General features: G+C 54.9%; 18 protein-coding genes. 2 read left to right on the top strand and 16 right to left on the bottom strand.

What is annotated here, in order from left to right:
- Window positions 1–48: 48 nt before the first annotated feature.
- Window positions 49–870 (top strand): cytochrome c oxidase assembly protein, encoded by an 822-nt coding sequence (locus BMZ14_RS06920; protein WP_074796092.1) that lies wholly within the window; start codon window positions 49–51, stop codon window positions 868–870.
- 111 nt (window positions 871–981) lie between these two features.
- Here BMZ14_RS06920 and BMZ14_RS06915 read toward each other — a convergent pair whose 3' ends face one another.
- From BMZ14_RS06915 to pssA, 13 genes are all read right to left on the bottom strand, one after another.
- Complete coding sequence (locus BMZ14_RS06915; RefSeq protein WP_074796090.1) at window positions 982–2,271, bottom strand: cytochrome c; 1,290 nt, start codon at window positions 2,269–2,271, stop codon at window positions 982–984.
- 26 nt (window positions 2,272–2,297) lie between these two features.
- Entirely contained in the window at window positions 2,298–2,741 is a 444-nt protein-coding gene (locus tag BMZ14_RS06910) for a hypothetical protein (RefSeq protein WP_074796089.1), read from the bottom strand.
- A 12-nt stretch (window positions 2,742–2,753) separates the two neighbouring features.
- Window positions 2,754–3,362, bottom strand: a complete 609-nt coding sequence (locus BMZ14_RS06905) for a cytochrome c oxidase subunit 3 (protein ID WP_074796087.1) — start codon at window positions 3,360–3,362, stop codon at window positions 2,754–2,756.
- Window positions 3,359–5,353 (bottom strand): cytochrome c oxidase subunit I, encoded by a 1,995-nt coding sequence (gene ctaD / locus BMZ14_RS06900; protein WP_074796085.1) that lies wholly within the window; start codon window positions 5,351–5,353, stop codon window positions 3,359–3,361. Before ctaD ends, BMZ14_RS06905 begins: the two co-directional genes overlap by 4 nt.
- Window positions 5,354–5,359: 6 nt before the next feature.
- The gene (gene coxB, locus BMZ14_RS06895; RefSeq protein ID WP_083396698.1) at window positions 5,360–6,418 is read right to left on the bottom strand and encodes a cytochrome c oxidase subunit II; all 1,059 of its coding nucleotides are present in this window, start codon (window positions 6,416–6,418) and stop codon (window positions 5,360–5,362) included.
- Between the two features lie 701 nt (window positions 6,419–7,119).
- Window positions 7,120–8,688 carry a hypothetical protein gene (locus tag BMZ14_RS06890; RefSeq protein WP_074796083.1) on the bottom strand — a complete coding sequence of 523 codons (1,569 nt, stop codon included), beginning with the start codon at window positions 8,686–8,688 and terminating at the stop codon, window positions 7,120–7,122.
- A gap of 1,056 nt (window positions 8,689–9,744) precedes the next feature.
- On the bottom strand, window positions 9,745–10,149 hold the full coding sequence (locus BMZ14_RS06880; RefSeq protein WP_074796080.1) for a hypothetical protein: 405 nt from the start codon (window positions 10,147–10,149) through the stop codon (window positions 9,745–9,747).
- 82 nt (window positions 10,150–10,231) lie between these two features.
- Window positions 10,232–11,623: a glucose-6-phosphate dehydrogenase gene (zwf, locus tag BMZ14_RS06875; protein WP_074796078.1), complete on the bottom strand. Its 1,392-nt coding sequence runs from the start codon at window positions 11,621–11,623 to the stop codon at window positions 10,232–10,234.
- 2 nt (window positions 11,624–11,625) lie between these two features.
- Window positions 11,626–12,654, bottom strand: coding sequence for a phosphogluconate dehydrogenase (NAD(+)-dependent, decarboxylating) (gene gnd, locus BMZ14_RS06870; RefSeq protein ID WP_074796077.1), 1,029 nt, complete (start codon window positions 12,652–12,654; stop codon window positions 11,626–11,628).
- 136 nt (window positions 12,655–12,790) lie between these two features.
- Complete coding sequence (gene pgm, locus BMZ14_RS06865) at window positions 12,791–14,461, bottom strand: phosphoglucomutase (alpha-D-glucose-1,6-bisphosphate-dependent) (protein WP_074796075.1); 1,671 nt, start codon at window positions 14,459–14,461, stop codon at window positions 12,791–12,793.
- An 86-nt stretch (window positions 14,462–14,547) separates the two neighbouring features.
- Complete coding sequence (gene tkt / locus BMZ14_RS06860) at window positions 14,548–16,650, bottom strand: transketolase (RefSeq protein WP_074796073.1); 2,103 nt, start codon at window positions 16,648–16,650, stop codon at window positions 14,548–14,550.
- Window positions 16,651–16,904: 254 nt separating this feature from the next.
- Window positions 16,905–18,539, bottom strand: coding sequence for a glucose-6-phosphate isomerase (pgi, locus tag BMZ14_RS06855; RefSeq protein ID WP_074796072.1), 1,635 nt, complete (start codon window positions 18,537–18,539; stop codon window positions 16,905–16,907).
- Window positions 18,536–19,321, bottom strand: a complete 786-nt coding sequence (gene pssA, locus BMZ14_RS06850; protein WP_256208452.1) for a CDP-diacylglycerol--serine O-phosphatidyltransferase — start codon at window positions 19,319–19,321, stop codon at window positions 18,536–18,538. Before pssA ends, pgi begins: the two co-directional genes overlap by 4 nt.
- A 529-nt stretch (window positions 19,322–19,850) precedes the next feature.
- Between pssA and BMZ14_RS06845 the strand changes: the two genes are divergently transcribed.
- The gene (locus tag BMZ14_RS06845) at window positions 19,851–20,366 is read left to right on the top strand and encodes a DUF1269 domain-containing protein (protein WP_074796070.1); all 516 of its coding nucleotides are present in this window, start codon (window positions 19,851–19,853) and stop codon (window positions 20,364–20,366) included.
- 272 nt (window positions 20,367–20,638) lie between these two features.
- On the opposite strand, the gene ilvC is transcribed toward BMZ14_RS06845, so the two are convergent.
- The 3 genes from ilvC to BMZ14_RS06830 all read right to left on the bottom strand — a co-directional run bounded on the left by ilvC (window position 20,639) and on the right by BMZ14_RS06830 (window position 23,926).
- Window positions 20,639–21,655, bottom strand: a complete 1,017-nt coding sequence (gene ilvC / locus BMZ14_RS06840) for a ketol-acid reductoisomerase (protein ID WP_074796068.1) — start codon at window positions 21,653–21,655, stop codon at window positions 20,639–20,641.
- Between the two features lie 73 nt (window positions 21,656–21,728).
- On the bottom strand, window positions 21,729–22,220 hold the full coding sequence (gene ilvN, locus BMZ14_RS06835; protein ID WP_074796066.1) for an acetolactate synthase small subunit: 492 nt from the start codon (window positions 22,218–22,220) through the stop codon (window positions 21,729–21,731).
- A gap of 2 nt (window positions 22,221–22,222) precedes the next feature.
- Window positions 22,223–23,926: an acetolactate synthase 3 catalytic subunit gene (locus tag BMZ14_RS06830; protein WP_074796064.1), complete on the bottom strand. Its 1,704-nt coding sequence runs from the start codon at window positions 23,924–23,926 to the stop codon at window positions 22,223–22,225.
- Window positions 23,927–24,164 lie beyond the last annotated feature (238 nt).

The following is a 24,164-nucleotide window of genomic DNA, read 5'->3' as shown; positions in this document are numbered from 1 at the left end:
TTTTTGGCGGCCGCGAACTAGACGCGCCGTCCGGGGAGCCTGCTCCTGATGGATTGGTTATACTGGTTCAAGCCTTGGGAAGCGTCAATTCTGGTTGCCGGCGCAACCGCTGTCGCAGCAATTCTCTTTCTAAAGGGTTCGGCCAGAAGCAAACCTTCATTTCAACAAAAATCATATTTTTGGGCCGGGCTGGTTTCCGTATATCTGGTTTCCCATACACAGTTCGATTATTACTCCGAGCATCAGTTTTTCATTCATCGGCTTCAGCATCTTGTATTACATCATCTCGGGCCTTTCCTGATTGTATTGAGCAGGCCATCAGCCACGCTTCTCGGGGGCATGCCCCCAAGGATCAGGCGGGTTTTTCGCCTTATGGCCGGGTGGAGGCCAGTTCAGTATCTGATACGTGCCTTATGCAATCCAATCGTGGCGGTAACACTATTCTGCGGCCTCATCGGCTTCTGGTTATTGCCTGCGATCCATTTCACCGCAATGATCGACTGGCGCCTGTACCGGCTGATGAACTGGAGCATGTTTGTGAACGGTTTGATCTTCTGGGGACTGGTTTTACATCCCGGCCCCATACTTTCGGTTCGCCTGTCGCCAGGTTCCCGTATCGTGATGATGCTTGCCGTAGCTCCACCCCAAATCGTGATGGGCGCAATGATTTTTTTTGCGTCGCAGGAACTCTACCCGATTTACACCATTTGCGGCCGTGCTATCGGTGGCTTGAGCGCACTGGCGGATCAGCAGATCGGCGGAATAATTCTGTGGATACACGGCGCTATGATGAGCGCCATCGGAGTGTTGATCGTGGTGCGCAACGAACTGATGCCGCGGAAACATGTACGGCAGGAGCAATCAAGCTGACGGGCAAGCATATTTTCCGTTCACTCCCGGGTTCGGCCGTGAAATTATGCTGCGAGGCGAGCCCCCTCATCGATTTTCGCCAAGGTTATACATCTCGCTCCGCCGCAACGGTCACTCGGCCAATGCTTTCCTTAGTCTTGATACGTCGCGCGGCGTGACCGCGGGTGCCTTATTGCCCCAACTGTTGCGAATAAAGGTAAGCACGTCGGCGATCTCGCGGTCAGAGAATTTTTTTGCATAACCTGGCATCTTCTCGGGCTTCGGGCCGTTTTTTGTCAGCGGACCTTTGCCTCCCTCCAGCATGAGCCGAATGAGAGAAGTGGCGTTTTCTGAAAGAACAACCGGACTGCCGGCAAGACGGGGCAGCTTCGGCAGCTTGCCTGCACCGTCAGGTCGGTGGCATTTGGCGCAAAATCCCCGATACAGACCTGCGCCGGGCCGCTCGAATGGGCCGATGATGTTCCCGGCCGGCGCCGTGCCGACTTTCCTCATGAGTGGCTCAAACGATGTTTTTCCGTCCCGGCGTGGAAGCGTTTTGAGATAACGGGCAATAGCGTTCAGATCTTCTTTCCGCAAATGTTGCGTGCTCTTTTCAATAACCGTGACCATGCTGCCAAACGCGACGGTTTGCCCGCCATGACCTGTTTCAAGGAATTTGGCGATTTCTGCTTCGAACCATCGTCCTAAACCGGATGCGGGGTTTCCGGTCAGATCAGGAGCAAACCAGTTTTCTATTACCGCCCCGGTCAAGTAGTCGGGTGATGACTCGGTATACCCCTTTTCCTGGAAGCCAAGTCCGCGGGGAGTATGACAAGCGCCGCAGTGGCCCAGGGCTTGCACGAGATAAGCGCCGCGATTCCACTGCGCGTCGCGATCAGCGCGCGGCCTGAAGCGCTCGTGGTTCACGAAAGCGATGTCCCAGAATCGCAGGGTCCAGCGCTGATTGAAAGGGAACGGCAAGCTGGTCTGGGGCGGCCGATGGTTGACCGGCTTAACCTCGTCCATGAAATAGGCGTATAACGCCTCGACGTCGTCGTCCGACATTGCCGTGAACGAGGCATAGGGCATCGCCGGATAAAGCCTCCTGGCGCCTTTGGCAATGCCGTCGCGAAGTGCGCGGCTAAAGTCATCAAGGCTGTAGTGGCCGATGCCTGTGGCCTGATCAGGCGTGATGTTGGTTGAGTAAATGGTTCCGAATGGCGAGTTGATCGGCAGACCGCCGGCAAACGGCGGATGATCGGGCCCCGCAGTGTGGCAACCCATGCAGTCGGCAGCTTTCGCCAGGTACGCCCCGCGCGCGATCATTGCGGGATCGGGTGCCTGCGCGGCAGCGGCGACCGCCGGGATGACTAACCATGTATAGACTATTATTTTCCTGACCATACGGGTAAACCAACCCATGAACGCCACTGCTGGTCGCATCCCTGTCAAGTCCAGGCGCTACATGGCGACACTAAAAGGACCGCGCAGCTGGTGAATAAAATCGCAACAATAAACAGGAAGCTCGACATTATCCCCAACATTGCCAGAAATCGCGTCTGCCCCTCATCGACTTCGATGACCTGCGTTTCTTGCAGGGCCCGTGTCAACGAACGGCCTGTTCGCCGCCAGAAATCCAATGCAATATATCCAGAGAATAAACCTCCTGCCAGGCAAGCCAGACTGATTATAGCCAGCATGAAAGGCAATTCGGCCCAGAGCGGAGCGGAAAGCGGAACCTGGCGCGGGTAGCATGCATAGGCTGCAATGGGTTCGATCAACGACATCTGGATCACCCACGCCACGGGTGCGCCGAATATGCCCAACAATGTCCGGCTCAGCGAGTCATGGTAGGAGGCTTGCTGCCTGACGGTATTTTGCCTGGTGCTCATTTCCGGTAAGGCTTATTTGATGAGATAAGGAGATACATACAATGCCGAGAAAACGAACAGCCAGACAATGTCCACAAAGTGCCAATAGGCGCCGCCGATAGTGATTGCAGCGTGGCGCCTGCCATCGAAGTAGCCGAGTAATGTCCAGACCAGCAGGAGCATCAGAATGCCCAGGCCAATGACAACGTGACACATATGAAATCCTGTAATCGTGAAGTAGAGCGATCCATACAAGTCAGAAGTGATGCCGTAGGATTTGTCCCTCCATTCGAGGAGTTGAATCACGACGAAGCTGCTGCCCAGCGCGATTGCCGCTACCAGCCCGGCAATACTCGACTGTCTCCGCCCTTGCCGGACGTAGCGTTCTGCTGCCCATACGCCAGCGCTGCTGGCGAGTAGAATCGCCGTATTGACAGTGGGCACAAGCAGGGCGGGTAAACCCTCCGGTGGCCAGCTCTGCTCGGTTTGAGACGCCAGATAGAAGTATGCGAACAACAAATAGCCGAACAGGGACGCTTCTGTTACGATCAATGCCAGAATCCCCCACCAGCCTGTGGAGAGCTTGCCTGCGCTTCCCACCGGCAATGGCTGACGCTGGCTGAGCTGACCTGCCTCACTCATGGGCCTCTTCCGGCGGCGATGCGTTGAACGAGCGCTTTTTGCGGCCACATCCAAATGATTAGCGTTATTCCGCCCGCTATGGCCATCCCGGCTGTAAAACTCCACCAGTGCAGCAACAGGCCGGCAAACAGCAGGGATAGGAACAATCCGGAAAAGAAAGGCGTATAGGAATCGTCGGGCATCTTGAGGATGGCCACCGGCTTTGCATCGATGGGCGAAGTTCCAATGGTTTCCCGGCCCTTCGTCAGCAAATACCCCTCAGTGAAATTGGAGCGCGCCCTGTTGTCCCCGCTATCCTCTTCCAGCCTGTCCTCCCATAACGGATGGCGGCTGGCGACAGTGGGAATAACGGCAAAATTGTAAGCCGGTGGCGGTGAAGACGTGGTCCACTCCAGCGTGGCCGCGTCCCAGGGATTGGGGCCTGCCAGCGCCCCGCGTTTGAGGCTGATGACGACGTTGACCAGAAAGATCAGCACGCCAAGGGCGAACAGGAAAGACCCGACGGATGTGATCATGTTGACGCCATCCCATCCCATGCGGGAGGAGTATGTGTAGATGCGCCGCGGCATGCCCAGCAGGCCGGCCAGATGCATGGGGAAGAATCCAACGTTAAAGCCGGTGAACATGACCCAGAAACTCCATTTGCCTATTCTTTCGCTCATCATGCGACCGGTAAATTTGGGGAACCAGTAATAAATGCCACCCACGACAGGGAATACGTTGATGCCAAGCAAGACGTAATGCAGATGCGCAACGATGAAGTAGGTATCGTTGAGCTGCCAGTCAAGCGGCACCGCTGCCGTCATCACGCCGGACATGCCGCCGATCACGAACAGAATGACAAAGCCGGCGAAGAACAAAAACGGCGTTTTGAACACCGGCCTCCCCAGCCAGATTGTTGCGATCCAGGCAAACACGGCAACAGCGCTCGGGATTGAAATCACCATGCTGGCGGCGCCAAAGATCGACAAGGCCACCGCGGGCAAGCCGGTGGCAAACATGTGATGGATCCATACTTCGAATCCGATCAGCATGGTCGCCATGGTCGCAAGCGCCACCGCGGTATAACCGACCAGCGGCCGGCGGCAAAACGTCGGCAGCGCGTCGGAGACGATGCCCATCGCCGGGAGCACAATGGCGTAAACCCAGGGGTGGCCGAAGATCCAGAACAGGTGTTGCCACAGCAACGGCTTACCGTCGTTGGCCACATCGAAAAAATGAGTGCCGAACTGCCGGTCCAGCCACAACAGGAAAAACGCGAGACTGATTGCGGGTATTGCCAATAGATTGGCAACAGAGGCGGTAAGCGTGCCCCAGACGAGAATCGGCACGCGGTTGATGGTCATGCCGGGTGCTCGCATCCTGAACAGGGTGACAACGAAATTGACTGATCCCACCGTTGTGGAGATCCCCAGCAACACCATACCGAGTGCAAATACATCGATGTTGGGGCCGGTGTTATATATCGGGCCCGAAAAAGGGACATAGTTGAACCAGCCTGCGTTCGGCGCCTGCCCGAGAGGAAAGCTGACATACATGAAGATGCCGGCGAACAGGAAGATCCAGTAGGAAAGCGCATTGAGGCGAGGAAAAGCCATATCTCGCGAGCCGAGCAATAGCGGCCAGAGATAATTGGAAAATCCCGACAATATCGGCAGCGCGTACAGAAAGATCATTGTCACGCCGTGCATTGTGAAAAGCTGGCTGTATTGTTCCGGAGTCAGCAAGGTCAGATCCGGGCCGGCAAGCTGTACGCGCATTATCAGCGCCTCGATACCACCTATCAGCAGGAAAAGAAAAGCGGTAACGATGTAGCGCAGACCGATTGTTTTATGATCGACCGTCGAAAGCCAGCCTCTCCATCCAGGCGCTGTTTCCCATATTCCGGTAAGGTTTGCTTCGATATCGGAACCGCTTGGGGCGCGCCCAAAGTCCGGCACACGGTCAAGATCATCATTGATGGGACGCTGCGTGATGTCAGCGATAGCCATGGCTTTCTAATCCAGTGTTGACAGGAATAATGCCAGCACGGACCTCTCGTCGTCCGATAAGACCATACTTGGCATGCGCGACCCCGGCTTGTGCTTTTGTGCACGGGTGATCCAGTCCATCAGATCATCCGGCGTATTGGCCAAAAGCCCGCCAGCAAGGCGACGCCGGGAGTTCAGGTGGGTCAGGTCGGGGCCATGCTCGCCCGCCGCATCGGTTCCCCGGATGGTGTGACAACCGGCACAGCGGTCCAGGAATAATTTATAACCCGCATTGATGCGTCCCGCCGGGGAAGGTGAAACAGTCCGAAGCTGTTCTTCTTGCCATTTTTGAAAATCGTTGGCGCTTTCCGCAACCACTTCAAAGCCCATGTGAGCGTGGCCTACCCCGCAAAATTGGCTGCATTGACCTGAATATATGCCGGCCTCATCGGCCTGAATCCACTTCTGATTGATCAAACCCGGGATCAATTGGGTCTTGCCCGCAAGTTTCGGCACCCAGAAGGCGTGAATCACATCCGCACTTTTCAATTTGAGAAGAACAGGCTGACCCACGGGAACATGAATTTCGTTGGCGGTGATAAAGCGTTTTGCAGACTCGGGATGGTCATACTCGATTTTCCACCACCAGTCGTATCCTGTAACGGTCAGCGTAATGGCGGGGGCCGTCGGCGGGTTTGCGACATTGTTCAGGACCATGAGCGAATAAACGACCAGCCCGGCCAGAATGCAGGTGGAGATTCCCGTTCCGATATATATCCACCGGAGTCCTCCACTCTCCTGCCCGATCACGCGTGAATCGGCCGCAGGACGCTTACGAAGCATGGCTGTTATCAAAAGCAGCGCGATGATGAGGCAGACCGCGACCGACAATCCCGCGAGCACCCATCCCAGATACATCGTTGGCCGGGATGCCGGACCATGGCTGTGTAAAAAATAGTTCAAGGGTGCTTCCCCGGCGGTCGCTGTACCGGTCATAGTGGCAGTCGACACGACGGCAAGCGCGATCAAGCGTCCGGCGCATGGCGCGTCGGGACCGCGATAGAACCCTGGCTTGAAAGTCTTCATATCGATGATGGGATCGACGGAAACAGGGCGTCAATTCTCCCGTGAAAGGGCTTTACGCGCCTCCGGCGCAGCGTTCTGGTAAGAAGTGGCGGGCTGCGAGCCGAGATAGACGGAATTACGGCGATTACATGAATACGGCAGTGATCGCAGCAATGTCTGCGATACCGGGAAGCGGAATGTAATAAACGCTCTGCGATATTACGCTTACAGGCACGGGGGCGGTTTGAGGAAGTTCGGCGCGAGGACGGCATGGCGACGGGAACGTTACATTCGGTCACACTCGCCGCGATCATGCCATGCCTCCCTGCAAAATAAGTGGATGACGCTTGGTCCCTTATTATTCAATGCGGAAAAAAATTTCCGTGGCGTGCAGGGAAAATTTTACGCCATGCGCCCCGCGTCTCTGTGCGCCACCGCACTTAGAGCCGCCCTGGTTTGCTCCCGCTATGCAGTGGTTTTATTTTGAATCTATGACGCAATACACATTGCAAGGAGTTGAGCGGAGGCGAACGAATAACCGCGCCCGGGACTGTTAGGTCAACTCGGCGCAGGGGGAACTGTGCCGGGTTCGCGAGTAATCAGAGTCGGGAGGCGAGGCAGGAGGAAAGGTGTTGTGCGTTTCTTGCGAAGGAGAATGAGCAGCCCGGCCGGCCTGAACCAGGCCGGCCGGGGGGATGCCAGGAGCGCTTGGCTGCGGGCCGTCAGAAAGCAACCTGATACTGAAGTACGAATTGGCCTCTATTGGAAATTTTATACCCGTCATTGTTGAATACGGGCCTGTTCTGATAATCAAAGGTAACCTTGCTGTTGTGTCCTTTCAGCAGCCAGTTCATCCCCACATTGAAGACGTTCATTTGATCATGCAACCGCTGGAAATCTGCGCTCGTAAAAGAAAAATAAGGCATCAGTTGCCCATTGTTTCCACCAAGCAGATCTTTCGCCAGCAGATATCCTATCTGCCCGTACCAGATGTCGCCTGTACCGAACATCGGGAACGCGTTGCCCCCGCCATTAAGCGTGGAACCGCCAGTAGCCGGAGTTGGGCCGATGCCGTTGGTCCGAAGATAATTCGGACCGTAATTCGTATTGAAGTAGCCAAGGTAGGCGCTGATGGCCGTTTCCTTTACCTTGTCTACCGGCGCATCCAGATAACCCGCCACCGACCATAAATTCATGTCGTGAAACTGAGCATCCGCCGCCGAGGTTCCAGTCCAGGTGGCATTTTTTTGCGTAATGAAGCCGGCCTCAAGATTCAGTATCGACTTCTTGCCCAGATACGTTCCCTGCATATAAGGGTTGGTCATCGGTTCCTTGTCCCAGAAGTTCCACATGAAAAATCCCTGGTATTGTTTTGTGTGACCAACCCTGGCAAATTGGGCGTTTGTTGGGGAAATCTCTTCTGGCGGCAGCCCAGCGGTATTTATCGGGAAAGGATCGCTCGCGGTAATGCGATAGTTGAGATTGCCGATCTGGCCTCTTAAATAGACGCTCAGTTTTCTGTTGAATATATCGGTCCGGTCGGCGGTCGCCTGTGCGAATAGCGGAACATCCATGGTCATGATCGTGCTGACACTGGGACTGCTGTAGCGGGACAGGCCATTGGCCATGACCAGGCCGCCGCCCACGATCATCTGATGACCCTGGGTCAACCGCAATTCGCCGAACGCATCATGAAAGAACGCCTGAAGTTTCCTGTTGTCCGCGCTCTGCGTCAGGAAGTTGAAATTATTCATACCGTATTGAGTATAGAAATATACTCTGTCGGTGAGTTGCCCCTGCAGTACGAAACGGGTTCTACGCAACGCAACATCCGTCGTGTCGTCCACAGGCTTGCCCAATACGGTTGATCCCGGGTTGGTTTGTTCATACCGCAGCCAGGCCTGATTCAAGAAGCCGAATTTAAGGTATTGACTCCCATCCGGGTTCAAATTGAATTTAAATGGATCTTTCTCTTTCCAGTTAGCGACTCCAAATCCGCCTACCTCCGGGCCCACTACCTTCGACTTATCCGCAACATCCCGCAGTAGCACGCCTCCTTCAGGGCTTTTTTCCTTCGCCGCCGCGACAGGCTCACCTGCGCTTTCATTACCGGCCGGCTTTGCAGGTTTATCGGGAACCCGCTCGAACGAACCCATGCGAACACGTCCTTCTCCCGGTTCCGCGTAAATCTGCTTGGTTTTGGTGTCGACATACAGGTCGATGGCTTGAGCAAACAGGGAACTTGAGATTAAACAACAAGAAAAAAAACTTAACGGAATTCTGAAATTCATGAAATTCTCCCGATTTCGGATGATGGCGAGGCTGAAACTTTATGTTTTTGATGATACTCAGGTTACATGTTCCCTATATGCTACATGTTTCCCGTATTATGCTGGACCAATAACTGTCACTGCCGGTCAATTACCGGTCATATGCCGTTGGAAAAAATAGCACAATGTACGTTAAAAAAATGTGGCGAGGAAGTGAAGAAATGGTGAAGCATTGCCGGTAATAAAACCGGCTGAATTGGCTCATTACCTGAGTTCTGGCTTATCAGGACACAGGTCCGTTACTATTTTCGTCCGGATTCCCGTAAATATACACCAATAGAAACCACTATGACAAAGAGGTTTTATTTGTTTTTGGTCGCCGCATTAAATATTATTTCAGCATAGCGGGACGCATGGATGTTCGAGGGCAACATCGGGATGAGGTTAAACTGAGAGATGGACGTCGAATCGACTCAAAGGCAATCGTGTTTTTTTGGCACCGTGAGGAATGGTTCGTGGACGAAAGTAGTTGCATCCCCGCGTTCGTCCCGAGCCGCTTCTCGCAGGAGGTTAAAGCTGTGCGTCATCCTCCCCCGGCGCCCCCTGCCGAAATATTCGTGTCTACGTCACGGTCAGGTCCCTGCGGCGAACTGGGCCCGCAGAACCACCTTATGACTCTTCGCCACAGGCTTTCCTCCCCTCCCGTGTAGGGTTGGCACACACCAACTGCTTTTTGGCTTGTGGAGGTATCGGCCGGGGCGGAGGCGTGACCAGGGGCACCAGGTCCGGGAGCGGGTCCGCCCTGTTCCGGGTGCAAACTTCTCTGATCCGCTGTGCCGTTTCCTTGCGGAAACGGAAGTTGTTCTGCAGCAGGAGAGCTTTGTCGGGACGGTGTGCCGCTACCATGATCTGCTTCACCCCTCTGCGCGTTCGACACATTCACCATGCAGAGAGCCATCACGGCAAATATCGAGGATCGAGCGGGAAATCTCCGGGGAAAGGGAACGTGCTTCATAATAATTTCTCGCTCACGGGGTCGTCGATTACCAACTGAACCCGGAAGGTCAGCTCTCAACCTCAACCACCTGCACCGCCGGCTGATATATTGTTATCCATATCGCGGTTCGGTCCGGACGAGTCAGGTCCATAAAAAATCCTGATAAGCTTACAGAGAAAGTCTTCCTGATCCGGGTGGGAGTGCCTGCATGAGCCAGTTCCCTGCCCGGCAGGCTGCCAGCCCGCCGTGGTCTCACCTGAGGACGAGCTTTCCTTTGTATATGAGTTCCCCTGGTATGCCGAGGCGTCTCCCCAACCTGATGGTTGCTTTGAGTCTGCGGAGACGGTCTTCCCTGCCGGAGCCGCATTGCTGCTTCCGGTCGCGCCGGTTTCCGCATGGGCGGCGCCTGCCATGCAAAGAATGGCAACGGTGGCGAAAAAGGCAGACCGGATTGCGAGATTTCCTGGAACGGAAGTATTAGCCATGGCATTCCTTTCCTATGAGTCGGTCAAATCAAATAACAGAAACGAAATAATACGCGCGCGTCGCGCGTTTTCATACTCCCTGTCAGGGATTGTGCCAGCAGCCGTCAGTTGCGATCAGGGCATCCGCTGCCTCAGGCCCCCAACTGCCTCGCTCATAAGGGAGGGCAGGGGGATATGACTTAAGAACAGGATCGAGAGCCGCCCAGGATGCTTCTACCGCTTCTTTCCGGGTAAAAAGTGTTTCATCGCCAAGCATGGCGTCGTGCAAAAGCCTTTCGTAGGCCGATTCGCGCCCGAAGTGTTCCTCGACCAGGCAAAGTTCCCGCTGCATGCCGACAAATTCCTTTCCGGGGCGCTTGACGCGTGCGGCAATAGCAACGGCGGAGATGGGGGAAAGACGGAAGCGCAGATAATTGGCCTGACACGCCTCTTCCGCCGAATCGTCAAAAAGCCTTTGTGGCGGCGGCTTTAACTGGACTATGACCTCAGCGGCTGTCTTAGCGAGAAACTTGCCCGAACGCAGATACCACGGTACCCCTTCCCAACGCCAGGAATCGATAAAAAGCCGTAACGCGCAGAAAGTTTCGACATCGGAGTCCTTGGCTACGCCCGTCTCGTTCCGGTAGCCGGCATATTGGCCACGTACCAGGTCAGCCGGCGTCGAGGGGCGCAAGGCCTGAAGAATATTGATTTTCTCGCTTTGAACTGTTCCCAGACCCTTGTAGGCGGGCGGTTCCATTGCAAGTAGCGCAACGATCTGCAAAAGGTGGTTCTGGATTACATCGCGAAGACAGCCTGCGGTTTCATAGAATCCACCGCGTCCTTCGATTCCAAATTCCTCGGCCAGCGTGATCTGTACGCTGGCTACATAGTTTCTGTTCCAGATCGGTTCCAGTAATGAATTGGCGAACCGGAAATACAAAATATTCATGATCGACTCTTTCCCGAGGAAGTGGTCGATACGAAAAATCGACTCCTCCGGGAACACCGACCGCGCAATGGCATTGAGCTCACGTGCAGAGCCCAGGTCGCGGCCAAACGGCTTTTCAACGACGACTCGTGCCCCGGCCGCCAGCCCCAGCGCGCCCAACCCCTTTATTACGTTTCCGAAAAGAAACGGAGGAATGGCAAGATAGTGCACCGGGTGTTCAGCTCCCGCCAGTGCTTGTTTAAGGAGTTTGAATGTGTCAACGCTGGTGTAATCGCCCCGGACATACTGAAGCAAGGAAAGAAGATGGTTAAGTGCGTTCTGGTCATCAACTTTCCCGGATTTGCTTACCGCCTTCGTTACCCTTTCGCGCAGTTGCTCGAGGCTCCACGGGGAGGACGCCACCCCGACCACGGGTATATTGAGAGACTCCTTCTTTACCAACTCATAGAGCGCTGGAAAAATCTTCTTATAAGCAAGGTCGCCGGTCACGCCGAATAGTACCAAGGCATCGGACTCCACCTCACTATTGTTCCTCTTGTCCATCTTCAGTGCCCCCCTTTTTTTTCCTCATGACCCCCGAATCGTTTCCTCATGGCGGAAAGCAAGCGATCTGCATAGTCCGCATTACCGCGGGACTCGAAGCGGCTGAAGAGCGCCGCACTGATCACGGGTACTGGCACACCTTCGTCGACCGCCGCAAGCGTGGTCCACCGTCCTTCGCCAGAATCGGAAACACGCCCGGAGAAGTCCGCAAGATCAGCATCCTCCATTAAAGCTTCCGCCGTCAGATCGAGTAACCACGACGCTACAACGCTGCCTCGGCGCCAGACTTCAGCGATCTCTGCTACGTCCAGCTCATATTGGTAGAACTCCGGGTTGCGCATGGGCGTGGTTTCCGCATCCGCATCGCGCACCTGTCTGCCCGCGTTCGCGCTGTGAAGGATGTTCAGCCCTTCCGCATAGGCGGCCATGAGGCCGTACTCAATGCCGTTATGTACCATCTTCACGAAATGGCCGGCCCCGTAGGGGCCACAGTGCAGATAGCCTTGCTCGGCCGTACCATCCGATCCATTGGATCTACGCCGGCCCACAGTACGCGGCGCGGCATCAATGCCAGGCGCGAGTGCAGCAAAGATCGGGTCAAGGTGGCGGACAATTTCCCTTTCTCCGCCGATCATCAGGCAATATCCGCGCTCGCGGCCCGCAACGCCACCGCTTGTCCCGACATCAACATAGTGAAGTCCGTTCGAACTCAATTCCGCGCTACGCCTGATGTCGTCGTGGTAATAGGAATTGCCGCCATCGACGATAATATCTCCTGCGGCAAGAAGCGGTGTCAGCTGCGACAGAAGCGAATCGACCACAGCAGCGGGGACCATCAGCCAGATAATGCGTGGCTTTGCAAGATGGGCGACAAGATCCTCGAGCGAGGCGGTCCCGCTTGCCCCTTGGGACTGAAGCTCCTGAACGGCGTCAGCGCGCGCGTCGTAAACCACGCATTCAATCCCGGCGTGCATCAACCGCCCCGCCATGTTCATGCCCATGCGGCCTAGTCCTATCATTCCTAGTTGCATCTGGATCCTCCTTCTTGTTGAAATCGTTTCCGCTGCGGTGTGATGATGCCAAGACCAAATAATTTAAGAGGCGCAAGATTCGCAATGTGCCGGCCCGGCTGTGATGAGCCCTCGAGCCGGTGAGGCGATCATGGAATCATGTTTCGGCGGATGCGTTATCCCGTGCTGCAACAAGCGCGTCTCCGACTATCGTCTGGGCCTCCTCCAGGATACAGCTCAGATGGCCTGTTCCACGGAAACTCTCGGCATAAATCTTGTAGATGTCCTCGGTGCCGGATGGGCGGGCCGCGAACCATCCACTTTCAGCTACCACCTTTATGCCACCGATAGGCATATCGTTACCAGGCGCGCATGTGAGGATGGCTTGAATCTTCTCGCCGGCAAGATCCGGAGTGTGAATTTGCTGCGGCGCCAGTTTTGCCAGAATTTTCTTCTGCGCGGGTGAGGCTGGCGCATCGACACGTTCGAAAAACGACTTGCCGAATTCATGCTCGAGCTCATGGTATATCTCGCCCGGATCTCGGCCCATGCGCGCAGTGATTTCCGCCGACAAGAGCGCCGGGACGATTCCATCCTTATCCGTCGTCCAGACTGTGCCATCAAGGCGGAGAAAAGAAGCACCTGCGCTTTCTTCGCCACAAATGCCCAGGGAACCGCTGCAAAGGCCATCGACAAACCATTTGAAACCGACGGGAGTCTCGTAGAGCCTCCGGCCGAGCTTTTCCGCTATCCGGTTGATCATCTGGCTGCTGACTACAGTCTTGCCTATTTCCGTTTTGCCGCTCCATCGCGGGCGATGGGGAAAAAGGTAGTGAACCGCGACGGAGAGATAATGGTCGGCCGGTAGCAGGCCCGCGCTTCGGGTTACGATGCCATGGCGGTCATGATCAGTATCACAGGCGAACGCAACGTCGAAGCGATCCTTCAGATCAATCAGTCCGTGCATGGCATAACGGGAAGACGGGTCCATGCGTATCCTCCCGTCCCAATCCAATGTCATGAAACTGAAGGTAGGGTCCACTATATCGTTGACCACAGCCAGATTCAGTTTGTACTGCTCCGCTATCGCACTCCAGTAGTGCACGCCGGCTCCGCCCAGGGGGTCGACACCCATGCGGATATTTGCGCCGCGGATTGCATCCATATCGATCACATTATGGAGATCACCGACGTAAGTGTTGAGAAAGTCATGCTGGTGCGTTGTAGCGGCGCGCAACGCTTTTTCGAAATGCATTCTTCTCACCCCGGCGAGATTCTTTTCCAGAAACTCGTTGGACATGGCTTCCATGGAGGCGGTGGCCTCGACACCAGCTGGTCCGCCGTGCGGCGGGTTGTATTTGAAACCGCCGCTCTCGGGGGGGTTGTGAGAGGGAGTAATGACTATGCCATCCGCAAGTCCTTCCGTGCGGTTGCGGTTGTAAGTCAGTATGGCGTGGGAAATCGCGGGGGTGGGAGTATATTCCCGGTTTGCCGCCAGCATGACTTCAACCCCGTTTGCGGCCAGTACCTCGAGTGCGCTGGCATAAGCAGGTTCAGAAAGCGCATGAGTGTCAATGCCGAGAAATAACGGCCCATTGATGTTTTGGCGTTCGCGATAATGACAGATCGCCTGCGTGATAGCCAGAACGTGCCATTCATTGAAATTTGTTTCCAGCGCAGAGCCGCGGTGTCCGGAAGTGCCGAACGCAACTCTTTGCGACGGCAGGGACGGATCAGGAATTTGGGTGTAATAAGCAGTAAGCAGCCGCGGAACATTCACGAGCATTGTCCGTTCAGGGGGTTTCCCTGCAAATGGGCTGACTTTCATAGTGATCTTGCTGTGACCATGCTGCCTCACCTCACCGTTTGATTAACTGAAACTGGAACGTACAAGTGGAGTTTCAGCGTTCCGCCCTAATTCGAAACAGCCGAAGCATGACGTTGAATTTGTTCTCGGGCTGCGGCGATGACGTGCGAGGGCTCGAATCCGAAGCACTGCGCGACAATCTTCGCCGGTGCCGACAAGCCAAAGCTGTTCACGCCGAGGATGCGCCCGCCAGAACCCGTATAGCGCTCCCAACCGAAGGGGGATGCCGCCTCGACCGCGACGCGCGCGAGTATGCCTGGCGGTAGAACGTTGTCACGATATTCCTGACTCTGATTCTCGAACACTTCCCATGAAGGCATACTGACTACCCGAGCCTTGATTCCCTCCAGCTTAAGCTGTTCATAGGCAGCGATACAGAGCGAGACTTCACTTCCTGTAGCCAGCAGCAGCACATCGGGATTATGGTTCTCGGCATCCGCGAGTATATAGGCGCCACGACTGAGGCCGCTCGCCGGGGCGTACCTGGCGCGATCCAGCGTCGGCACGGCCTGCCGTGTCAAAATCAGGCAAGCAGGGCGGTCGGTAAGCTGCATGATGAGGCGCCATGCCTCGACGACTTCATTGGCATCCGCTGGCCGCATGACAATCATGCCGGGGCTGGCGCGTAGAGAAGCAAGCTGCGCGATTGGCTGGTGCGTGGGACCATCCTCTCCAAGGCTGATTGAATCATGCGTCCAGATGAAAATGACGGGAATTTCCATCATGGCGCTCAGCCTGAGCGCTGCACGGCAGTAATCCGTGAAAATGAGAAAACTGGCAGCGTAAGGACGTAATCCGGATAGACTCATCCCGCTGACAACGGCGCACATCGCATGTTCACGCAAACCGAAGTGGAAGTTGCGCCCGCGATAATTGCCATTCAGGTTTTCATGCTGTCCGGGCGCCTGAAAATCACCATACAGCGCCCCCTTCAATTCTGTTTTTGTAGAAGGCGCCAGGTCTGCCGCGCCCCCAAGCAGCCATGGCATTCGGGCAGCAATCGCATTCAGCACCTTGCCCGATGATTCGCGAGTCGCCAAGCCTTTCGTATCTGCCGGAAATGAAGGCAACGCGTCGTCCCAGCCTCTGGGCAGGCCACGTTGTTGCATGCAACTGATCTGTGCGGCCAGATCCGGGTATTGTGCGGCATAGTCGGCAAACAGCTTTTTCCAGGCGGCATGCGCCGTTTCGCCACGCTTGCCAATCTGGGCTTTGAAATGTTCCCGGACACCATCCGGCACCTGAAATTGCTGGTCGGGGTCGCAGTCGTAGAATTCTTTCGCCAGCCGTACCTCTTCGGGGCCGAGCGGCTCCCCGTGCGCTTCTCGCGTGTCCTGTTTATGTGGCGCACCGTAGCCGATATGGCTACGCACGATGATCAGCGTGGGTCGGTCATGCGTATCGAGGAACGTTTCGTAGGCCTGTGTCAGTTGCCCCAGATCGTTTGCATCACTGACGCGCGCGACATTCCATCGGTAACTTGCGAACCGTGCAGCTACATCTTCCGTAAAAGTGAGATCGGTCGACCCCTCGATGGTGATGTGATTATCGTCATAAATCCAGCACAGATTGGCAAGCTCGAGATGTCCCGCCAGGGAGGCCGCCTCGCTGCTGATTCCCTCCATCATATCGCCGTCGCTACACAGCGCGTATACATTATGATCGAATAGCTTTAAATCCGGTCTGTTATAAGTTGCCGCAAGCCAGCGCTCGGCCATTGCCATGCCAACGCTGACCGCGACGCCTTGTCCCAATGGACCGGTAGTGGTTTCGACCCCGGAGGTCCAACCATATTCCGGGTGGCCCGTGCAGCGGCTGCCGGCTTGCCGAAAAGTCTTGAGGTCATCAAGCGTTACTGCCAGCCGATCCGGATTCTCGTAGCTCGGGCTCGCCGCCTTGACGCCACTCAGATAAAGGAGGCTGTAGAGCAATGCCGAAGCATGGCCTGCCGAGAGTATGAAGCGGTCGCGGTTCGGCCATTTGGGGTCGTCCGGATCATAACGCAGAAAGCGCTGCCAGAGGCAGTATACCGTTGGGGCTGAACCCATCGGCGTGCCGGGATGACCAGAATGGGCTTTCTCTACCGCGTCCATGGATAGACTGCGTAGCGTGTTGATACACACCTGGTCGCATTCGATTTGTTCGATCATGGGGATCGTTCCGGTAGAGCAAGCGGCACGCTTGCATTGAGAACAAATTTATTCGCTACTCGAAAATGCTGGTCCTCCTCCCACTGCCCCTGGCCGCCATTGAGCTGCGCGCAGCACGCCTCTTTTCCTCCGACTGCTCCGAAGCATTGCGCTTCCGATATTACAGAACTTCTTTCCGGACCGCCATGCCTGGGATGGAAACTCAGGTCAGGAAAGAAGAAAAAGCGGGCAGATATCCGGAAACATTTTCATGGTCAGGTTTTTTTTGCGCTATAGCGGCATATCAGCGTATTCGTCGAACTGTCATGTTTCAACGAGTCGCCGCCCGTGCTACCCATGTTCTCCAATTCCCCCATAATGCGTTTGGCCAGCGCCTTGCCCAGCTCCACCCCCCACTGGTCAAACGAATCTATATTCCAGATCACACCTTGCGTAAAAACGCTGTGCTCATAGAGGGCCACCAGAGTACCCAATGTGTGCGGGGTCAGACGCTCGACAAGAAGCGTGTTGGTTGGGCGGTTACCCTCGAAACTCCGGTGCGGGCACAACCAGCCGGGTGTTCCCTCGGCTTTCACTTCATCCAGGGTTTTCCCGAACGCGAGTGCCTCCGTCTGCGCAAACAGGTTCGCCATGAGCAGATCGTGTTGGCTACCGAGCGGATTCAAGGGCTCGCAGAAGCCAATGAAGTCGCACGGGATCAACCGGGTACCCTGGTGTATGAGCTGATAAAACGAGTGTTGGCCGTTGGTGCCCGGTTCGCCCCAAACAACTGGTGAGGTGTGGTAATCAACGCGAGCGCCATCCAGCGTGGTGCTCTTGCCATTGCTCTCCATCGTCAGTTGCTGCAAATAAGCCGGGAAGCGCTTGAGGTATTGCTCGTATGGCAACACGGCAATTGTCTGTGCATCGAAAAAGTTGTTGTACCAGATTGCGAGCAGTCCCATGAGCACAGGCAGGTTTTGGTCGAAGGGGGCTTTTTGGAAATGCGCATCCATTTCGTGAAAGCCGGCCAGCATTGCACGGAAATTCTGCGGCCCGATGGCAATCATGGTCGAGAGGCCGATCGCCGAGTCCATTGAATAACGTCCGCCCACCCAATCCCAGAATCCGAACATATTGGCGGTATCGATGCCGAATTCAGACACTTCCCCGGCATTGGTCGACACAGCCACGAAATGCTTGCGCACCGCTCGGAAATCCCCAATCTTATCCAGCATCCACCGCCGGGCAGCATCGGCGTTAGCCAGCGTTTCCGTGGTGGTGAAAGTCTTCGAGCATATTATGAACAATGTTTCGTGGGGATCGATATCACGCGTGGCTTCCGCAAAATCGGTGCCGTCCACATTGGATATGAAGCGGAAGCTCATGTCGCGCAAGCTATAGTGACGCAAGGCCTCATATGCCATCACCGGACCCAGATCCGAGCCACCAATGCCGATATTGACGATATTGCGAATACGCTTGCCAGTGTGTCCAAGCCATTGCCCGCTACGCACCTGATCAGCGAAGCCGGTCATTCGATCGAGCACGGCGTGCACCTCGGGCACAACGTCGACACCATCGGCAAGGATTTGCTCATGCCCGGGTGCCCGCAAGGCAATGTGAAGCACGGCCCGTTGTTCGGTCGAATTGATCCGGTCTCCCCTGAACATTGCATCAATGCGTTCACGCAAACCGCATTCTTCGGCTAGCTGAACAAGCAGCCGGAGCGTCTCGGCGGTAAGCCGGTTTTTCGAATAGTCGAGATAAATACCGGCAGCCTCAGCCGTAAAGCGCCCGCCGCGATCAGGGTCATCAGCAAAAAGCTGACGGAGATGCAGATCCTTGATTGTCTGGTAGTGTTCTTCGAGTGCCTTCCACGCGGGACGCTCCGTCAGGATCTGAATCATGAGGAATCTCCCGTATGTTGCACGTCAATTGTTCTTTTTTTCTTGAGCCGTCTCCATACCCATAGGGCATACCCGGACAAGGCGTAAACAAAAAAGAGGCAGAACAACACAACCGGCGGCTGGCTTGGAATCAAAACAAAAAAGAACAGCGCAAGTAGCAGCACAGTGATGAAAGGCACGCTCTTGCGCAAGTTGATGGACTTGCCGCTGTAATAGGGAATGTTGCTCACCATGGTGAGGCCCGCAAAGAGGGTTATGCCCCAGGCAAGCCATCTGATATCTGCGCCTTCTATCCCAAAGTCCAGCATCACCCATACCAGACCCGCTATCAGCGCAGCAGCCGCGGGACTGGGCAGTCCCTGAAAGAAACGCTTATCCACCACCTCGATATTCGTATTGAAGCGCGCGAGGCGCAGTGCAGCGCAGACGCAATAAATGAAAGCTGCGGTCCACCCCCACTTTCCCATGTCCTTCAAGGCCCATTCATATATTACCAGCGCGGGAGCCGCGCCGAACGAGACCATGTCGGAAAGGCTGTCGTATTCAGCGCCGAACTCGCTCTGAGTATGAGTCAACCGCGCCACGCGCCCATCCAGTCCATCCAGTACCATCGCAATGAAAATCGAAACAGCCGAGTGTTCAAAACGCCCATTCATCGCTTGTACGATTGCATAAAACCCGGCGAACAACGCAGCGGTGGTAAACAGGTTGGGGAGCAAATAAATACCGCGTCGGCGCAACTTGGATTTGAGCATGTAGCGCGGATGAGGATCATGCATCATTGTGCAATCCCGGGAGGAGAGTATGCATGTTAAACGGTTATGGGCTGATGGTAAACAGTAGTACTTGCGCGGGGAGGAGAGATATCCCCTCCCCGACTGGCGAAACCGAAAAACTCAATATCGTCAAGAACGCTTGATGGAAACGTATTGAAAGGTATTCGTATCAGGCTGCCGGCGTGTGGACAATTTGAATGACGAATGGATGAAAACGGTTTTTCCGGCATCACTGTTTTATGAGGATTGGCATTGGATCAAACTCCAAGTAGCTTTGGATACTCGCAAAATCAAGTATGATAATGACATCAAAACCCGCTTGACGCTCATCAAGCGCACATGTACTGTACTATAAAAATGAATTTATCGATGGTAAAAGGAGTTCCATTATGACGCCAGGGATTGAAGGAATTGCGGTTCAAGCCCCACCTCAGGGAAGGTGAAGCGTCCGAAAATATCAGGAGTGTGTAGGGGTGCGGCGTGTATGGAAGTGTTCTCGAGGCGAGCGAAGAATAATTTTTGAGGAGGAGAAAAGATGTCTGAACTCGTTGTAGTGGGATTTAAAGATCCTGAAGAAGCCGATCGTGTTCTATTAAGGCTGAGCAAGTTAAAAAGAGAGTATCTAATCGATATCGAGGATGCAGTGGTCGTCGTGCGGGACGAGACGGGCAAGGTTCATCTCAAGCAAGGCATCAATCTCGTCACAGCCGGGGCAACTTCCGGTTTTATTTCTGGAAGTTTATGGGGCACGTTCGTCGGATTGCTATTTCTCAATCCGCTTGCCGGATTCGTCCTGGGCAGTACTGTCGGGATTGGCGCCGGCGCCCTGTCCGGTTCCCTGACGGATTATGGCATCAATGACGATTTTATTAAATCGCTCGCTGAAACCATACCCAATAACTCGTCCGCACTTTTCATTCTCGTACGAAAGGCGCAACCGGAAAAGGTTTTGGCTGAGCTTTCCGGCGTCCAGGGCAAGGTGCTTCGCACTTCACTCTCACCTGACCAGGAGAAAAGGCTGCAGGAAGCCTTGAGCGGATCAGCCCCATGAATTGGAACGCGGTTTTATAGCTACCGCAAAAGGGGAAATTCGACGTGCGAAAAAAAGCTCTTCGTGTTTATGGAGGTGGCCCTCGACCTGCTTTCCCATGACGGCTGCCTTACTTGATAGCGACACAGCAGGGCGGGCTTAATGATGAGCGGGATGATGCTGGACTTCAAACGCGTTTGGCGCAATCGTCGTGCTGAACGCGCTGCTTGACGACGGAATGATGGGGCAAATGGAACGTTTCGCATTCACGCTCCATCCGCCCGCTTTGTTCCCTAATTTTTTGCCTGGTCAACCAGTTGGTTTTTCTTGATCCAGGGCATCATATCGCGCAACTTCGCGCCTACCTTCTCGATCTGATGATCGGAGGCGAGGCGACGGCTGGCTTTAAGCATGGGTGCGTCGGCGCGATTCTCCAGGATAAATTCACGAGCGTACTCGCCTATCTGAATTTCATGCAGGATCTTGCGCATTTCGGCCCGTGTAGCGTCTGTCACAATTCGCGGCCCTCGCGAAATATCCCCATACTCGGCGTTATTGGAGATAGAGTATCGCATGTTGGCGATGCCGCCTTCGTAAATTAAATCCACGATCAGCTTCACCTCGTGGAGACATTCAAAATAGGCCATCTCCGGGGCATAGCCCGCTTCGACCAGTGTTTCAAAGCCCGCTTGAATCAAAGCGGTAAGGCCCCCGCACAGCACGACCTGCTCGCCGAAGAGATCGGTTTCGGTTTCCTCGCGGAAATTGGTCTCGATTACTCCTCCGCGAGTACCCCCGTTGGCAGCGGCATAGGAAAGCGCCAGTTCTCGCGCCCTGCCCGATTTATCCTGATGCACGGCGATGAGAGAAGGCACACCGCCGCCCTGCGTGTAGGTTGAACGTACCAGATGGCCTGGTCCCTTCGGTGCAATCATGATGACATCGAGATCTTCTCTTGGAGAGACCTGGCCATAGTGAATGTTGAAGCCATGAGCGAACGCAAGTGTGGCGCCACTTTTCAGGTTGGGCTCAATTTCGGATGCGTAAACGGCGGCGATCTGCTCGTCTGGTAGCAGCATCATCACAACATCTGCTCCCTTTACGGCTTCCGCCACCTCCTTGACGGTAAGACCTGCCTTCTCGGCTTTGCTCCAGGAGGCCCCGCTCTTGCGCAGGCCGACCGTTACCGTGACGCCTGAATCTCTCAAATTATTGGCGTGGGCGTGTCCCTGCGAACCATAGCCCACGATGGTTACCTTCTTGTCTTTGATGAGCGACAAGTCAGCGTCTTTATCGTAATAAACGTTCATGTTTTCCTTTATACAAATAGTAAAGCCGCAAGGCTAGCCGGCGCCGGGACATCTCACAGTCCGCGTCGTGCTTCTATACCTTCAATATCCGTTCGCCGCGACCTATGCCGGAAGCGCCGGTACGCACCGTTTCCAGAATCGCGCTGCGTTCCATGCCATCGAGGAATGCGTCCAGCTTGGAACCTGTACCCGTCAGTTCTATGGTGTACGATTTGTCGGTGACATCAATGATGCGCCCTCGAAAAATATCAGCCATGCGTTTTATCTCCTCGCGGTCCTTTCCGACCGCGCGCACTTTCATCAGCATCAATTCACGTTCAATATGGTTTCCATCGCTCAAATCCAGGACCTTGACCACTTCGATGAGTTTATTCAGTTGCTTGGTGATCTGCTCGATCACATCGTCCGACCCGGTGGTAACCAGCGTCATGCGCGACAAGGTGGGATCTTCGGTGGCGGCGACGGTAAGCGATTCGATATTGTAACCGCGCGACGAGAACAGGCCAGCGACGCGAGACAATGCACCCGCTTCGTTTTCCATCAAAAGAGAAATAACATGTCTCATTTTTACACCAGAATCATTTCGGAGAGGCCCTTTCCACCGGGCACCATGGGAAAGACGTTTTCCGTCTGATCAGTTATGAAATCCATGAATACCAGCCGGTCTTTGAGTTTGAACGCCTCTTCCAACGCGCCCTGAATATCGCCGGGCTGTTCGATCTTCATCCCCACGTGACCATAGCTCTCGGCCAGTTTGACGAAATTCGGCAGCGCATCCATGTAGGACTCGGCATAACGATTACCATGGAAAAATTCCTGCCATTGCCGCACCATCCCCATGTAACGATTATTCAAATTTATAATCTTCAACGGCAGGTTGTACTGCTTGCAGGTGGACAACTCCTGTATGCACATCTGAATGCTGGCCTCACCCGTGACACACGCCACCGCTCCGTCGGGATTGGCAAACTGCACGCCCATGGCCGAGGGAAGGCCGAAGCCCATGGTTCCCAGGCCGCCGGAGTTGATCCAGCGCCGCGGCAAGTCGAATTTATAGAACTGGGCTGCCCACATCTGGTGCTGACCCACGTCCGAAGTAATGAAAGCGTCACCTCCGGTTACCTCGTAGAGTTTTTCGACCACCATCTGCGGTTTGATGATTGCACTTGCGCGGTCGTATTTGAGGCAATCGCGGGCGCGCCAAAGATTGATCTGCGTCCACCACGCATCAAGGGCGGTCTGATCAGGTTTTTCCTTGCGGGCTTTAAGCAGCTTTATAAGTTCGTCCAATACGCCTGAAACGCTACCAACAATTGGCACATCCACCTTGACGCGCTTGGAAATGGACGAAGGGTCGATGTCTATATGAATGATTTTGCGGGCTTCGTTGGAAAAATGCTTGGGATTGCCGATGACGCGATCATCAAAACGGGCGCCCACAGCCACAAGCACATCGCAATGCTGCATGGCCATATTGGCCTCATACGTGCCGTGCATCCCCAGCATTCCCACGAACTGGCTGTCCGTAGCTGGATAGCCCCCTAACCCCATCAGCGTATTGGTGCAGGGAAACCCCAGCATTCGTACCAGCTCAGCCAGTTGCTCCGCTGCATTGCTCAGGATGACGCCGCCACCCGTGTAGAACATCGGCCTCTTGGCTTCCAGTAGCAGCTGTACCGCTTTTTTTATCTGTCCCCCATGCCCCCTGACGACAGGGTTGTAGGAGCGCATGGAGACGTTTTCAGGATAAACAAAAGCCGCTTTGTGCTGGCTCACGTCCTTTGGAATGTCGACGAGCACGGGACCGGGCCGCCCGGTTGAGGCAATATAGAATGCTTTCTTGATGGTCGTAGCCAATTCCGCGACATTTTTCACCAGGAAGTTATGTTTCACGCAGGGGCGCGTGATGCCCACGGTATCCACTTCCTGGAACGCATCCAGTCCGATGGCGTGCGTTGGCACTTGCCCGCTGATGATGACGAGGGGAATCGAATCCATATAAGCGGTGGCGATGCCAGTCACGGCATTGGTCACCCCGGGCCCGGATGTCACCAGCGCCACGCCTGTCTTTTTGCTGGAGCGGGCATAGCCGTCAGCGGCGTGGACGGCCGCTTGCTCATGTCTTACCAGTACGTGCCTGACCTTGTCCTGCTTGAACAATTCGTCATAAATGAACAGCACGGCGCCCCCGGGATAACCAAAAATATGGTCCACCCCTTCCTCCTGCAAACAACGCACCGTAATTTCAGCGCCCGTCAATTCAGTGCTCATGCGTTATTGAATTCCAATGGTGAGTCAATGTTTAATATAAGCAAAAATAGTTTGAATAAAACGCTTAACAGTACGTCCGGGTAATTTGGTCAACCGCCTTGATAAGGGTTCAGCGGGGCGAGAAAGTCATACTCCCGCCCATCCGGAAAATAATTCATCCGAGAGACAAAGTGCAATCTGTGCAGAACGAGGAAAACGGCGAGTTCAGCAATCCTGCAGAAGCCAGTCGAGTTTCAAG

Origin of the sequence: Nitrosospira briensis (assembly GCF_900115125.1) — a bacterium.
GTDB lineage: Bacteria > Pseudomonadota > Gammaproteobacteria > Burkholderiales > Nitrosomonadaceae > Nitrosospira > Nitrosospira briensis_A.
This window is presented reverse-complemented; position numbering and strand designations above follow the sequence as displayed.

Coding starts and splice junctions, on each gene's coding strand:
- BMZ14_RS06920 (WP_074796092.1), top strand. CDS start 49: ATGGATTGGTTATACTGGTTCAAGCCTTGGGAAGCGTCAATTCTGGTT.
- BMZ14_RS06915 (WP_074796090.1), bottom strand. CDS start 2,271: ATGGGTTGGTTTACCCGTATGGTCAGGAAAATAATAGTCTATACATGG.
- BMZ14_RS06910 (WP_074796089.1), bottom strand. CDS start 2,741: ATGAGCACCAGGCAAAATACCGTCAGGCAGCAAGCCTCCTACCATGAC.
- BMZ14_RS06905 (WP_074796087.1), bottom strand. CDS start 3,362: ATGAGTGAGGCAGGTCAGCTCAGCCAGCGTCAGCCATTGCCGGTGGGA.
- ctaD (WP_074796085.1), bottom strand. CDS start 5,353: ATGGCTATCGCTGACATCACGCAGCGTCCCATCAATGATGATCTTGAC.
- coxB (WP_083396698.1), bottom strand. CDS start 6,418: ATGAAGACTTTCAAGCCAGGGTTCTATCGCGGTCCCGACGCGCCATGC.
- BMZ14_RS06890 (WP_074796083.1), bottom strand. CDS start 8,688: ATGAATTTCAGAATTCCGTTAAGTTTTTTTTCTTGTTGTTTAATCTCA.
- BMZ14_RS06880 (WP_074796080.1), bottom strand. CDS start 10,149: ATGGCTAATACTTCCGTTCCAGGAAATCTCGCAATCCGGTCTGCCTTT.
- zwf (WP_074796078.1), bottom strand. CDS start 11,623: ATGGACAAGAGGAACAATAGTGAGGTGGAGTCCGATGCCTTGGTACTA.
- gnd (WP_074796077.1), bottom strand. CDS start 12,654: ATGCAACTAGGAATGATAGGACTAGGCCGCATGGGCATGAACATGGCG.
- pgm (WP_074796075.1), bottom strand. CDS start 14,461: ATGAAAGTCAGCCCATTTGCAGGGAAACCCCCTGAACGGACAATGCTC.
- tkt (WP_074796073.1), bottom strand. CDS start 16,650: ATGATCGAACAAATCGAATGCGACCAGGTGTGTATCAACACGCTACGC.
- pgi (WP_074796072.1), bottom strand. CDS start 18,539: ATGATTCAGATCCTGACGGAGCGTCCCGCGTGGAAGGCACTCGAAGAA.
- pssA (WP_256208452.1), bottom strand. CDS start 19,321: ATGATGCATGATCCTCATCCGCGCTACATGCTCAAATCCAAGTTGCGC.
- BMZ14_RS06845 (WP_074796070.1), top strand. CDS start 19,851: ATGTCTGAACTCGTTGTAGTGGGATTTAAAGATCCTGAAGAAGCCGAT.
- ilvC (WP_074796068.1), bottom strand. CDS start 21,655: ATGAACGTTTATTACGATAAAGACGCTGACTTGTCGCTCATCAAAGAC.
- ilvN (WP_074796066.1), bottom strand. CDS start 22,220: ATGAGACATGTTATTTCTCTTTTGATGGAAAACGAAGCGGGTGCATTG.
- BMZ14_RS06830 (WP_074796064.1), bottom strand. CDS start 23,926: ATGAGCACTGAATTGACGGGCGCTGAAATTACGGTGCGTTGTTTGCAG.